At 68.0% G+C, this 13602-nt stretch carries 9 protein-coding genes; 8 read left to right on the top strand and 1 reads right to left on the bottom strand.

Features of this window, described 5'->3' with window-relative positions:
• From LI94_RS07455 to LI94_RS07430, 6 genes are all read left to right on the top strand, one after another.
• Window positions 1–1557, top strand: coding sequence for a bifunctional 3-(3-hydroxy-phenyl)propionate/3-hydroxycinnamic acid hydroxylase (locus tag LI94_RS07455; protein WP_046300793.1), 1557 nt, complete (start codon window positions 1–3; stop codon window positions 1555–1557).
• Window positions 1558–1566: 9 nt separating this feature from the next.
• Window positions 1567–2757, top strand: a complete 1191-nt coding sequence (locus tag LI94_RS07450; protein WP_149773866.1) for a cytochrome P450 — start codon at window positions 1567–1569, stop codon at window positions 2755–2757.
• A gap of 103 nt (window positions 2758–2860) precedes the next feature.
• Window positions 2861–3862, top strand: a complete 1002-nt coding sequence (locus LI94_RS07445; protein WP_239651173.1) for a PE-PPE domain-containing protein — start codon at window positions 2861–2863, stop codon at window positions 3860–3862.
• 63 nt (window positions 3863–3925) lie between these two features.
• On the top strand, window positions 3926–4258 hold the full coding sequence (locus tag LI94_RS07440; protein ID WP_046300791.1) for a metalloregulator ArsR/SmtB family transcription factor: 333 nt from the start codon (window positions 3926–3928) through the stop codon (window positions 4256–4258).
• Window positions 4259–4270: 12 nt separating this feature from the next.
• Window positions 4271–4756 carry an SRPBCC domain-containing protein gene (locus LI94_RS07435; RefSeq protein WP_024443074.1) on the top strand — a complete coding sequence of 162 codons (486 nt, stop codon included), beginning with the start codon at window positions 4271–4273 and terminating at the stop codon, window positions 4754–4756.
• A gap of 104 nt (window positions 4757–4860) precedes the next feature.
• Complete coding sequence (locus LI94_RS07430; RefSeq protein WP_024443070.1) at window positions 4861–6240, top strand: acyl-CoA dehydrogenase family protein; 1380 nt, start codon at window positions 4861–4863, stop codon at window positions 6238–6240.
• A 13-nt stretch (window positions 6241–6253) separates the two neighbouring features.
• On the opposite strand, the gene LI94_RS07425 is transcribed toward LI94_RS07430, so the two are convergent.
• Window positions 6254–7753 (bottom strand): bifunctional phosphatase PAP2/diacylglycerol kinase family protein, encoded by a 1500-nt coding sequence (locus LI94_RS07425; protein WP_024443071.1) that lies wholly within the window; start codon window positions 7751–7753, stop codon window positions 6254–6256.
• Between the two features lie 197 nt (window positions 7754–7950).
• On the opposite strand from LI94_RS07425, the gene LI94_RS07420 reads away from it, so the two are divergent.
• On the top strand, window positions 7951–9603 hold the full coding sequence (locus LI94_RS07420) for a PfaD family polyunsaturated fatty acid/polyketide biosynthesis protein (protein ID WP_239651172.1): 1653 nt from the start codon (window positions 7951–7953) through the stop codon (window positions 9601–9603).
• Between the two features lie 255 nt (window positions 9604–9858).
• Window positions 9859–13602 (top strand): type I polyketide synthase (locus LI94_RS07415; protein WP_152664777.1); only part of this gene is annotated, 3744 nt, incomplete at its 3' end.

The following is a 13602-nucleotide window of genomic DNA, read 5'->3' as shown; positions in this document are numbered from 1 at the left end:
ATGACGCCGGCCGAACACGTCGCGGTTGCGGTGGTCGGCGGCGGGCCTACCGGAGTCACCGCCGCCACGCTGCTGGCGCAGTACGGCATAGACACACTGGTGCTCGACCGATGGCCACAGGTCTACCCACAGCCCCGGGCCGTGCATCTGGACGACGAGGTCTACCGCATCCTGGCGCGCCTGGGTGTCGCGGACGCCTTCGCCGCGATCACCCGCCCGGCCAAAGGGCTGCGGCTGGTGGATCGTCAGCAGACGGTGCTGGCCGAGTTCAGCCGGGACACCTCACTGACCCGCAACGGATTTCCGGCCGCGAACATGTTCGACCAGCCCGAGCTCGAAGAGTTACTGCGCCAGAACCTCACCCGTTTCCCCGCCGCCCGGCTGCGCGGCGACACCGAGGTTCTGGCCGTCACCGAAGGCGCCGACGGTGTCGAGCTGCGGGTCCGCGATCGGGTGACGGGCGGTGAGTCCCGGATCACCGCCGACTACGTGCTGGGCTGCGACGGCGCCAACAGCACCGTGCGCTCGGCGATCGGCTCGACCATGCGCAGCCTGCGATTCGACCAACGCTGGCTGGTGATCGATATCGGCTGCACTCGGGACCTGCGCCAGTGGGAAGGGGTGCACCAGGTCTGTGACAGCCAGCGCGCCGGCACGTACATGCGGATCGGCCCGAACAGATATCGCTGGGAATTCGCTCTGGCGGAACAGGAGTCAGTCGACGACTACAGCACATTGGCCGCGTTGCGCCCGTTGGTCGCGCCGTGGACTCGCGACGTCGCCGACGCGGATCTGCAGCTGCTGCGCGTCACCGAGTACACCTTCCGCGCCCAGATCGCCGACCGCTGGAGATCCGGGCGGGTGTTCCTGCTGGGTGACGCCGCCCACCTGACCCCACCGTTCATCGGGCAGGGGATGGGTGCCGGACTGCGCGACGCCATGAACCTGTCCTGGAAGATCGCCGGCCACCTGCGTGCGGGACTGCCCGCGAGCGTGTTGGACAGCTACGAACCCGAACGCTCCCGCCACACCCGGCAGATGATCTCGCTGGCGCTCAACGTCGGCCGTGCCATGACCGCCGGCGGGGAGCTCGGCTCACTGTTGCGGCGACTGGTGGTACCCCGGGTGCACCTGTTGCCCGGACTGCGGGACAAGATCACCGACTCGGCGACCCCGCCGCTGCGAGGCTCGGGCATGGTGCGAAGGACCGCGCGCACCCGCCGCCTGGCCGGGCGGCTGTGCCCCAATCCAGTCCTTGCCTGCGGGAGTCGCCTTGACGAGGAACTTGGGCGAGGTTTCGGTGTGGTGAGCACCCAGGCGCTGACCGCCGAGCAGCGGCGCCTGGCCGACGCCCGGGGAGCGCGGACGGTGTTCGCCGCACCGGGCACCGAGCTGGCCCGCTGGCTGGATCACCACCGCGTGACTGCCGCGGTGGTACGGCCCGACGGAACCGTCATGGTCGCCGGCCGGGACCTCAGCGCGCTGTGCCGGGACCTGCCGAGCTTCGTGTTCGACTCGCCGCCGCAGACGTCCGCGACAGCGGGGCGCCATGACTAGGAGCCGACTGTGCTGACCCGCCCCCGGGGCCTGCCGGTGTACCGGCGCAACATCTACCGCCGGTCGGCGATCCTGGACCCCTACCCGCACTACCGGGCGCTGCGCGATCTCGGCCCGGTGGTCTGGCTGGCGTGTCACCGGCTCTATGCCGTACCTCGGTATGTCCAGTGCAAGGCCGTCCTGCGCAACGACACCCTCTACCTGTCGGGCCACGGCGTCGCCGCCAACGCTCCCACCAACCGCTTCTCCAGGGGCACCACCCTTAACAGCGACGGCGCCGAGCATGACCGGCGCCGCAAACTCGTCGCCCACCAGATGATGCCCCGAGCCTTGCGTGCTCTCAGTGACAGCGTCGATCAGCGGGCGCAGAGGCTCGTCGAGGACGCGGTGAGACGCGGCAGTATCGACGCGGTCACCGATCTGGCCACCGCCCTGCCGCTCGCGTTGGTTCCCGATCTGGTGGGCTGGCCCACCGACCAACGCGAACATCTGCTCGATTGGGCCGCAGCTACCTTCGATGTGCTCGGGCCGCTTAACTGGCAAGGCGCCAAGGCGATTCCACGCAGCCTGCAGATGCTGCGCTTCGCACGCCGCATCGCTCGCAGCCGTGACGTGCTGCCGGGCAGCATGGCCGCCCACCTGCTCAGCGCGGTAGATGACGGTATCCTGAGCTTTGACGAGGTGCCGCCACTGCTCGTCGACTACATCGCACCGTCGCTGGACACCACAATCAGCGCCATCTCCAGTGCGGTCCACCTCCTGGCTACCCATCCTGACCAGTGGGCGCTGCTCAAAGCGGACCCGTCGTTGATCCCCCATGCGCTCAACGAGATAGTGCGCTTCGAATCACCGTTGCGGGCCTTCACCCGGAAAGTAGCCAGAAGTCACGAGATCGCCGACGTGACGATCCCGGCAGGTGCCCGGGTACTGGTGATGTACGCGTCGGCCAACCGCGATGAACGCGAATGGCGAAGCCCTGACGTCTTTGACATTCGGAACGACGCGGGCCGGCACGTCGGGTTCGGCAATGGCGCGCATGCGTGTGCCGGCCAAGGCCTTGCCCGGATGGAGGCCACGGCCCTGCTCAAGGCCCTGATCGACCAGGTCGACCGCATCGAGGCGACCGGCGAGCCGACTTGGGCGGTCAACAACATCATTCGTCGTCATCAGCATCTGCCGGTACGGCTCCTGCCGGCCTGAGGTGCCTCGCCTACCCGGTTCGCGCGCTGCGCGTTGACGGCCAGGCGCGATGCTGCCATGATCGCCGCGGCTGTCTTTCATGTTTTTATGAGGATTTACCTAGGTGTCTCAGGGAGCGCGGATGGACCCCAAGAAAGCTCTGGCGCCGCTTGCTGCCGCAAGCGTGATCGCGGCCGGTGTCGTCGGAACCCCGGTCGTCCAAACGGCGCACGCGCGCCAAGTAGCCCTGCTGGCGGACACCGCGATCTTCGTGGGCGGGACCATGTTGACCACGCCGTCGGCGCAGTTCGCCCACACCGCGGCCGATCTGTTCCTGCGGCCGCTGGGCTTCGACGTCGGCGACGACGCGAGCGTGTGCGTGATCGGCTCCGCCGGCTGCGATTCTGCGCTTCAGGTGCTGACCACCCCGCAACTCATCCTGCAGGGGCACAGCAGTTTCGCCGGGGCGGCACTGATCGTCCAGGCCGTGGAGGCCGAATTTGCCGCCAACCCCGGCGCCTACGACGAAGAGCACCCGCTGTGGGTCTTCGGCTACTCGCAGGGCGCCACCGCCGGCTCGATCGCGATGGCCCAATTGGCCCATAACGATGTCATCCCGTCGGGGGCGTTGCACTTCGTTTTCATCGGTGATCCGTCCAGTACGACCGGCGTGTGGTCGGATCCCTCCGGCGCCACCAACACCTCCGACCTGTACCCACTGCTGAACGGCTTCCATACCCCCAACGACGCCTTCACCACCACGATCTACGAGTTCCCCGGTGACCCCGTTGCCGACTACGCGTCGAACTCCATGCTCGGCTTGCTCTGGGAGCACGTCATGTACTTGGGCCTAACGCCGGAAGAGGTCGCCAACCACACCTTCAGCACCGACGGGTTGATCACCAACATCGACCTCTCCGGTGATATCGACGAGTTCAGCACCTGGATCAGTGCGCTGACAAGCGGCGGCTTGATCGAAAGTGGTGTGTTCGTAGGACTGTTCAACTCGATCGTGGAGATGATCTACAACGCTTTCGGCAAGATCGAGGAGTTCTTCACCGACTGGATGGGCATCGACTGGGGCGGCGTCGAGGACACCCTCGACTACTGGTTCCCGCCGGTCTGATCCAAGCCGGACTCGGCCAGATCGTCTTGACAACCTACAACCAATCGGTTGTACGATTGCGGGGTGATCACGCTCGACGACGACCGGGCGGACGCCCTGTTCCACGCACTTGCCGACCGCACCCGCCGCGACATCATGCGCCGGGTGCTGGCCGGAGAGCACTCGGTCTCCGACCTCGCGGTGAAGTACGAGATGAGCTTCGCCGCGGTGCAGAAGCACGTCGCCGTGTTGGAGAAGTCCGGCCTGCTCACCAAGCGCCGCAGCGGCCGCGAGCAGTTGGCCCGCGGTGACGTCGCCGCGGTGCGGTCGGTGGCGGCCATGCTCACCGAGTTGGAACAGGTTTGGCGTGGTCGCATCGCCCGTATCGACGAACTCATCTCGTCCGAGGAGACCTAGGAGGTCCGCACCATGCCTGTGATCGACGTGCAACACGACATCAACGCCTTGACCTTGACCATCACCGCCGACTTCGCCGCGCCGGTGCAACGAATCTGGCAGATCTACGCCGACCCACGCCAGCTGGAAAAGGTCTGGGGTCCACCGACATTCCCCGCGACCGTGGTCGACCACGACCTCACCCCCGGCGGACGCACGAACTACTTCATGACCGGTCCCGACGGTGAGAAGTACGCCGGCTACTGGCAGATCATCGCCGTCGACGAGCCGCGGAGCTTCACCTTCGACGACGGCTTCGCCGATCTGGACTTCAACCCGGATCCCGGGATGCCGACCTCCAGGAACGTCTACACCTTCGTCGAGCACGACGGTGGAACCCGCGCGACGTATACGAGCACATTCGCGTCAGCCGAGGACCTACAGAAGGTGCTGGACATGGGTGTCGTCGAAGGTTCCACATCGGCGCTGAACCAGATCGACGCCCTGGTCGCGTCCTGAATCACGGCCTCGGAGCCGGCCGACGCGTTTGATCCGGCGCAGGTGCGGCAATTCCAGGTGTTCGTGCGGCTGCAGCGGGCCGCAAGGACGGCAAGGATCCCGCCATGGCCTTCGACCTCACGCCGACCACGGCGCAGCACGACCTGGCCCGTCGCGCCCATCAGTTCGCCGAATCAGTCATCCGGCCGGTCGCACTCGACTATGACCAGCGTCAAGACTTTCCGTGGCCGGTGCTCGAAGAGGCTGCCGCGCAGGGCTTCTACAGCCCGCTGTTCTACCGTGACCTGATCGGCGACTCGACGGGGTTGTCGTTGCCGATGTTCATGGAAGAGCTGTTCTGGGGCTGCGCCGGAATCGGGCTGGCGATCGTGATGCCGGCGCTGGCCCTGTCGGCGATCGGGCAGGCCGCCACTGCCGAACAGATGCTGCAATGGGCGCCGGAATGCTTCGGCACGCCAGGAGATCTCAAACTCGCGGCGCTGGCGATATCGGAGCCGGAAGGTGGTAGCGACGTTCGCAACCTGCGCACCACCGCCCGCCGCGACGGCGACGACTGGATCATCGACGGCCACAAGATGTGGATCGGCAACGGCGGTATCGCGAACGTGCACGTGGTCAACGCCGTCGTCGACCCGGACCTGGGCCACCGCGGCCAGGCATTGTTCATCGTGCCGGGTGGCACGCCCGGGCTGGAATTGGTCCGCAAACTCGACAAGCTGGGATGCCGGGCTTCCCACACGGCCGAACTGCGTTTCGACCACGTCCGTATCCCGTCGGAGAACCTGCTCGGCGGCGCGGAAAAACTCGAGCACAAACTCGCCAAGGCCCGTGAAATCCTTGCCGGAGCGACGCCCTCGGGCTCCGCGACCCTGGGGACCTTCGAGCAGACCCGGCCGATGGTCGCCGCGCAGGCCATCGGCATCGCCCGTGCCGCACTGGAGTACGCGACCGACTACGCCACCCGCCGGGAGGCCTTCGGCGGCCCGATCATCGACAACCAGGGCATCGCGTTTCCACTGGCCGAGCTGGCCACGACGATCGACGCGGCACGGTTGCTGACCTGGCGGGCGTCCTGGATGGCGGCCAACGGAATCGGATTCAGCCGCGGCGAGGGGTCGATGGCCAAGCTGGCCGCGAGCGAGGTCGCTGTCCGTGCTACCGAGCGGGCTATCCAAACCCTGGGCGGCTGGGGCTACATCACCGACCATCCGGTGGAGAAGTGGTACCGAGACGCCAAGCTGTACACCATCTTCGAAGGCACCAGCGAGATCCAGCGGATGGTGATCGCACAGGCGTTGGGCGCCGCCGTCGGCACGCCGCCGCTGCACGTCGAGATCGAGCCGTCCGGCGGACCGTTGAACCGGATGTTCGGTCGCGGCACCCCGCTGCGCACCCGGGCCGCCGCCGGCGCGCTGGCGATGCAGGACCGCATCCCCGCACCGGTGCTGCGCGTCGCGATGAAGGTTCTGCGTCCGCCCAGATGAGCAGCCGGTGTCGTTACCGCGAGCCCGAAGGCATGGGCCGAAACACCTGTAACGCGCGATAGCACGCGGTGAATTCGGCTTCGGCGCAGGCGGTGTCGACCTCGCCGTCGTGGGCGATCGGCACCGGTCCGTCGACTGCGGTGAACTGGAACTGCGGAACTCGCAACTCGTGGTAGAGCCGACTGCGTTGCAGCCGTCCGGTCAACAGCGCCGCTAGGATTCGCAGCGTGGACAACGGTCGGCCGGTTTCCAGGATCCGCACATCCAACAGCCCGTCGTCCATCCGGTGTCGTACGGCCGGCGCGAAGCCGTCGGGCTGATACGCCGAGTTGCCGAGGAAGAACAGCGACGTCTGCAGGGTCTTGTTGTCGTAGCAGATGCGCACCGGCCGTTCACGACGCAGGGTCATCAGCATGGCGTAGGCACTGGCGACGGGCTTGCCGAGCTTGCCCTGCAACCTTTCTCGGCGTCGGACGAACGTCGGGTAGGCACCGATGCTTGCCGTGTTGATCACGGTGGTGTCGTCGTTGAATCGCACCACGTCCACCCGCGACAAGCTGCCGTCGGCAATAGCCCGGATGGTCTTTGCGGTGCTGTCGCAGCCGATGTCCTTGGCGAAGTGGTTCAGCGTGCCGCCGGGAAACACCGCCAGCGGCAGGTCGCGTTCCAACGCCACGTGTGCTGCGGTCGCGACCGAGCCGTCGCCGCCGGCGATCGCGAGTACCTCGGCCGAATCGGCGGCGCGGCGCAATGATTCGGCCAAGTCGTCGTCGGGGCAGACTTCGACGACGGTGATGGCCGGCAGGGCTTCGCGCACCTGCGCGGCGACCTCTCCCGCGCGCCCGGCGCCGGACTCGGGATTGACCACCAAGGTCACGCCGTTGCCGTCGGGACGCGCGGGGGAGGGGACTCGCAGAGCCGCGGTGTGCGGCGCGGGCGGGGAGGCTATCGGCGGCACCAGCTTTGCCCCGACCACCGCGATCGACGCACCGATGCCCAGTCCCGCGAGTACGTCCCCGGGATAGTGGACGCCGGTGGCGATCCGGGACAGGCCGACCAAACCGGCCAGCCCCGCGACAGGCAGTCCCAGCAGCGGGTTCTCCAGGCCGACCCCGGCCGCGAAGGCCGCCGCACTCGCGGAGTGCCCGGATGGCAGCGAGTTGGACAGCGGGAGCCGGCGGGCGCGGCGCAGCAGGGGCACCAGCAGGATGTTGGGGCGCGCCCGTGGTCGGATCCGTTTGACCACTTGGTTGGTCACCAGGCTGGTCAGTGCGAGGCTGGCCACTCCGCGTGCGGCGGCGCGCTGGGTCGCCGGGCCGCCCGTGGCGGCCATGGCGGCGGCCAGCGCCAGCCACAGTTTGGAATGGTCGGCGGCGCGGGTCAGCACCGGCATGGTCGTGTCGAGCAGGCGGCTGGGCGATTGTGCGATCGCCTCGAACACCTCGGCGTCGAGGTCGGCTAGGCCTTCGGTGACCTGACGCAGCCCGGAACGGCGGCGCGGCAGGGGCGCCATCGGTAGTTGACCCACGGCAAAGATTCCTCCGTCCAGCGGCGCCACCGCCGGCGCCGAATGGCTCTCCTATACCCGTTTGACGGTGGGGAGACTCCCCGCCACCACGGTCCATGAGAAACTCTCATCGTTTTCTCCGGTTCGTGCGCAGGCCCCTCGGCGCGAGCGCTCACAGCACCGGTGATCGAGAGGAACCGACTGTGAACGAGCGACCTGGCGCAGTACTGGAGCAGCAAAGCGGAGTGGGCGCCGACCCGGGCCTGGGGTGGCGGGCCACCACCGCACCGGCCGCTTTCGCCCCGGACGACATCGCCGACATCATCGGCCACGTACGCCACCCCGTTCATGTGGTGCGCGAAGCGGCCACCGGGATGCTGGGCGTGGCCCTGGGCGGCGCGGTGGTCGGCGCCGGGGAATCGGACTTGTCCCTGGTGGGGACCCTGCCCGCGATCTACCCCGAGTGGCTCGGTGACCGCGAATTCTGCGAGGCGCACGGCGTCCGCTTCCCCTATGTCACCGGGGCGATGGCCAACGGCATCGCGACGCCGGCATTGGTGATCGCGATGGCCGAGGCCGGAATGATGGGCTTCTTCGGTGCGGGCGGACTCTCCTACGAGGCGGTCGAGCGGGGGCTGGACGAGATTCAGACCGCGTTGGCCGGCCGGCCCGGGCTCGCCTGGGGAGCCAACCTGATCCACTCGCCCAATGAGGTCTCCCTCGAGACGCGCGTCGCCGAGTTGTTCATCGCGCGCGGCGTCCCCGTCGTCGAGGCTTCGGCGTTTATGAAGCTGACCCCCGCGGTGGTGCACTACGCACTGTCGGGACTGGACACCGATCCGGCCGGCAACATCATGCGCCGCAACCATGTGATGGCCAAGGTGTCGCGGCCCGAGGTGGCGCGGATGTTCATGGAGCCGGCGCCGGCGGCGTTGGTGTCCGGCTTGGTGGCCGCGGGAAAGTTGACCCAGCGCGAAGCCGAGTTGTCTCGGTATGTGCCGGTGGCCGAGGACATCACCGTCGAGTCCGACAGTGGCGGGCACACCGATAACCGCCCGCTGCCGGCGCTTTTCTCCGAAATCGTCATGCTGCGCGATTCGCTGGCTCAGCAGCACCAGCTGAACTGCCGGGTGCGGGTGGGTGCGGCGGGCGGCCTCGGCGCACCGCAGGCCGTCGCCGGCGCCTTCGCGATGGGTGCGGCCTACGTACTGACCGGGACGGTCAACCAGGCCTGCGTGGAGTCGGGGCTTTCAGCGCCCGGTCGCGCCATGCTCGCCAAGGCCGGCATCGCCGACGTGATGATGGCGCCCGCCTCCGACATGTTCGAAATGGGCGTCAACCTGCAGGTGCTCAAACGGGGAACGATGTTCGCCCCGCGCGGCAAGAAGCTCTACGAGTGGTACGCGGGCAACCCCGACCTGGCCAGCGTGGTCGCCAAGCACGGCCCCGAGCTGGAGAAGATCCTGGGCACCACCGTCGCCGAGGTGTGGGCGGACACCCAGCGGTACTGGCAACAGCGCGACCCGGCCGTTCTCGAACTCGCCTCCAGGGACCCCAAGTACCAGATGGCACTGGTGTTCCGGTGGTACCTGGGGCAGTCGAGCCGGTGGGCTATCAGCGGCATCCCCGAGCGCGTGCTGGACTACCAGATCTGGTGCGGCCCGGCGATGGGCGCGTTCAACAGCTGGGTGGCGGGCAGCCACCTGGAGCTGTGTGAGAACCGCCAGGCTGTCCAGGTGGCGCTTAACTTGCTCGAAGGTGCCGCCCACGTAACCCGCGCCAGCGCGGCCCGCTCCTGCGGGGTGCCGGTGCCGGCCAGAGCATTCGCCTACAGCCCGCGGCCGCTGGCGGTCTGACGCTGCCGTCAAATACGCTGGAAAGGGATGTTCTAGCTGTTCAGTGGCTCACCGGCATAACATTTCGGCGGACGACTGTAATGCATGGGGCAGTCTGGGGCGGACATCTTCGATGTGTGATGACTGCAACACTCTGATATGGTCCCGGCAACACTCGGCCGAAAATGAATCAAAATTCTTACCTATACCCCATGTCATTGACGGCAAAACTTAGGTATTCAATGCTTTTTGTCAAGGTCGCTCTTAAGGAGACCCGTGGTAGCCAAACATCCACCTGTCGCGGTAGTCGGCGTCAGCGCGCTGTTTCCCGGGTCTGAAGAAGCCGAGCGGTTCTGGCGCAACATCGTCGAGGGCGCGGACCTGTTCTCCGACGTGCCGGAGTCGCACTGGCGGATCGACGACTATTTCGACGCAGATCCTCACACGCCCGACAAGGTATACGCCCGTCGCGGCGGGTTCCTCCCCCCCGTGGACTTCTCGCCGATGGATTTCGGCATTCCGCCGAACGTGCTGCCCGCGACCGACACCGCTCAGTTGCTGGCGCTGCGGGTCGCGCAGCAAGTGCTGGAGGACTACGCCGGCGGCGACATCTCCAGCATCGACCGGGAACGGGTCAGCGTGGTGCTGGGCTCCTCCGGCGGCACCGAGATGTCCGGCTACATGAGCGGTCGCCTGCATCGGCCGATCTGGGAACGAGGCCTGCGCGCCGCAGGCCTCTCCGACAACGAGCTGACCGCGTTCAGCGAGCGCGTCGCCTCGAGCTACACCCCGTGGCAGGAGAACACCTTCCCGGGTCTGCTCGGCAACGTCATCGCCGGACGCATCGCCAACCGCTTCGACCTCGGCGGAACGAACTGCGTTGTCGACGCCGCATGCGCCAGTTCGCTGGCCGCGATCGAGATCGCGCTGCACGAGCTGTACCTGCGTGAGGCCGACATGGTGATCGCGGGGGGCGTCGACGCCTTCAACGACATCTTCATGTTCATGTGCTTCGCCAAGGTGACCGCGTTGTCGCGCACCGGCGACTGCCGCCCGTTCTCCGACCAGTCGGACGGCACGATGCTCGGCGAGGGGCTGTCCATGCTGGCGCTCAAGCGCCTCGACGACGCGGAGCGCGACGGCGACCGGATCTACGCCGTGATCCGCGGCATCGGTACCTCCTCGGATGGCCGGGCCAAGAGCATCTACGCACCCAGCCCGGATGGTCAGGCCAAGGCCCTGCGTCGCGCGTACGAGGCCGCCGGCTACGGCCCGGAGACGGTCGGCCTCGTCGAAGCCCATGGAACCGGCACCAAAGCCGGCGACGTCGCCGAGTTCACCGCCCTGCGCCGGGTGTTCGACGAGTCAGGCCGGGCCGACCGTCAATGGTGCGCCGTCGGCTCGGTCAAGTCCCAGGTCGGGCACACCAAGGGCGCGGCCGGAGCCTGCGGCCTGTTCAAGACCGTGATGGCGCTCCACCACAAGGTCCTCCCGCCGACCATCAAGATCGACCGGCCCAACCCCGGGCTCGAGATCGAATCGTCGCCCTTCTACCTGTCGACGCAGACCAAGCCGTGGATCGCCGACCAGAACGTGCCGCGCCGCGCGTCGGTCAGCGCGTTCGGCTTCGGCGGTACGAACTTCCACATCACGCTCGAGGAGTACGCCGGCGCCGGGAAGCATGCACCGCGCTACCGCTCCTGGGACTCCGAGCTGGTGGTCCTCGGTGCGGAATCCGCGGCCGCGCTGGCCGCTCAGGCTGGGGAGCTGGCCGCCTCGCTGGTCGACTCACCGGACATGCTGGGCTACCTCGCGCACAGCACGCAATCGGCGTACGACGCCAGCCGCCCGCACCGCCTCGCCGTCGTCGCCAACAGTGTCGAAGCCCTGCGCACGATGCTCGGGGAAGCCGCTGCGAAGCTTCAAACCCCCAGCGGTGACACGTCGTTCAGCTCACCCAAGGGCTACTACTACTCCTGCCGGCCAGCCGGACCGGTCGCGCTGCTGTTCCCCGGGCAGGGCAGCCAGTACGTCGGGATGGGTGCCGACCTCCCGCAACTCTATGAACCCGCTTTGGCGCCTTGGGAACTCGCGCGTGCCGACCTACTCAACGCCGACCGCGACCTGCACGAGGTCGTCTGGCCCAAGACGGCGTTCAGTGAGGAAGACCGCGCGGCTCAGGCCGCCGAGCTGACCAGGACCGAGTGGGCGCAGCCGGGCATCGGTGCGCACAGCCTGAGCCTGCTGTCGGTCGTGCGCTCGCTGGGCATCGCGCCGGTCGCCGTCGGTGGGCACAGCTTCGGCGAGGTCAGCGCGCTGTGCGCCGCAGGGGTGATCAGCGACGACGTCGCGTTGCTCATCGCCCGCGCGCGTGGTGCGCTGATGGCCCAGGCCGCCGCCAGCAGTGACGGAGCGATGTGCGCCGTGACCGCCCCCGCCGAGCAGGTCGGCAGGCTGCTTGGCGAGTGGGGCCTGTCGGTGGTCATTGCTAACCACAACGCCCCCAACCAGGTTGTGCTCTCGGGCGACAGTGCGGCGATCGCCGACGCCGCGCAGCGGTTCAGCGCTGCGGGTATGAATGCGCGACTCCTCGATGTCGCCACCGCCTTCCACTCCGAGATTGTCAGTTCGGCAGCGGCTCCGTTCGCCTCGTATCTGGCGGGCATTCCGTTCGGCGTGCCGCAGGTGCCCGTCTACGCCAACGCAACGGCTCAGCCGTACGTCGGCAGCGCCGAGCAGATGCAGGCCACGCTGGCTAACCAGATCGCGCAACCCGTGCGGTTCGTCGAGCAGGTTCAGGCGATGTGGTCGGCCGGCGCCCGGACTTTTGTCGAGGTCGGGCCCGGCAGCGTGCTCTCCAACCTGGTCGGCAAGTGCCTGACCGGCCAGGACCACGTCGCGGTCTCCCTCGATGCCAAGGGCAGGAATGGGATTCGGTCGCTGTGGATGGGTCTGGCCCAGCTGGTGGCCGCCGGCGTTCCGATGACCTTCGAAGCCCTGTGGGCCGACTACCGCCACGGTGACGACCCGCGAGCCCGTCCGGCGCCCAAGCTGACGATGAAGCTCAGCGGCACCAACTTCGGCCGTCCAGACCTCAACGACGAGCCGCTACAGCGGCCCGCTGAAGAATTTGAGACATCCACCCCCCGCAGTGACCACAACGGCCACGCGACCGTATCGGAGCCCACAATGACAGCAGCTCATCCAAACGTTCCCGCGGCGAACGGGTCGCCGGCGCACGTCCCGGCGCACGTCCCGGTGCCGGTTCAGCCCGCCGCCGTCCCGGTGCCGGTTCAGCCCGCCGCCGTCCCGATGGTGACCTCGCCCCTGATGTCGGGTCCCGGCGCCGAGATGGTGACGCACATGGTCGGTGCGCTGGGCAGCATGCAGCAGACCATCGCCCACCTGCAGGGCCTGCTGCAGACCCTGGTCTCCAGCACCGGGATGACGCCGATGCCGGTCACCCAGTTGGCCTTTCCCGCCGCAACCACGGTGGTGCCGGCTCAGCCCGTAGCTTCGTATGGCGTGGCGGCCACTCCGGCTCCGCCCGTGGCCCCGCCGCCCGCGCCGGCCATGCCCGCGCCGCCTGCGGCTCCGCCGGCCCCGGTCAGCGCCCCGCCCGCGCCGGTACCCGCAGCCCCGACGCCGGTGGCCGCTCCTGCTGCTGTCGCGACGATGCCCGCGCCGCCCGCGCCGGCTCCTGTTGCTGCCGCTCCGGTTGCGGTGGCTGTAGCGCCCGCGCCGGCCGCTGCGGTAGCCGTTGCGCCGGCCCCGGCCCCGGCCCCGGCTCCGGCCGCGGCGGGGGTGGATCTGGTGGGGGACATGTTGGCGGTGGTGGCCGACAAGACCGGTTATCCGGTGGAGATGCTGGATCTGTCGATGGCGCTTGAGGCGGATCTGGGGATCGACTCGATCAAACGGGTGGAGATTCTGTCGGCGGTGCAGGATCGGGTTCCGTCGTTGCCTGAGGTGGAGACGGCGACGATGGCGGCGTTGGTGACGTTGCAGGAGATCGTCGAC

This window comes from Mycobacterium sp. UM_Kg27, from assembly GCF_000972905.1.
Lineage (GTDB): Bacteria > Actinomycetota > Actinomycetes > Mycobacteriales > Mycobacteriaceae > Mycobacterium.
This window is presented reverse-complemented; position numbering and strand designations above follow the sequence as displayed.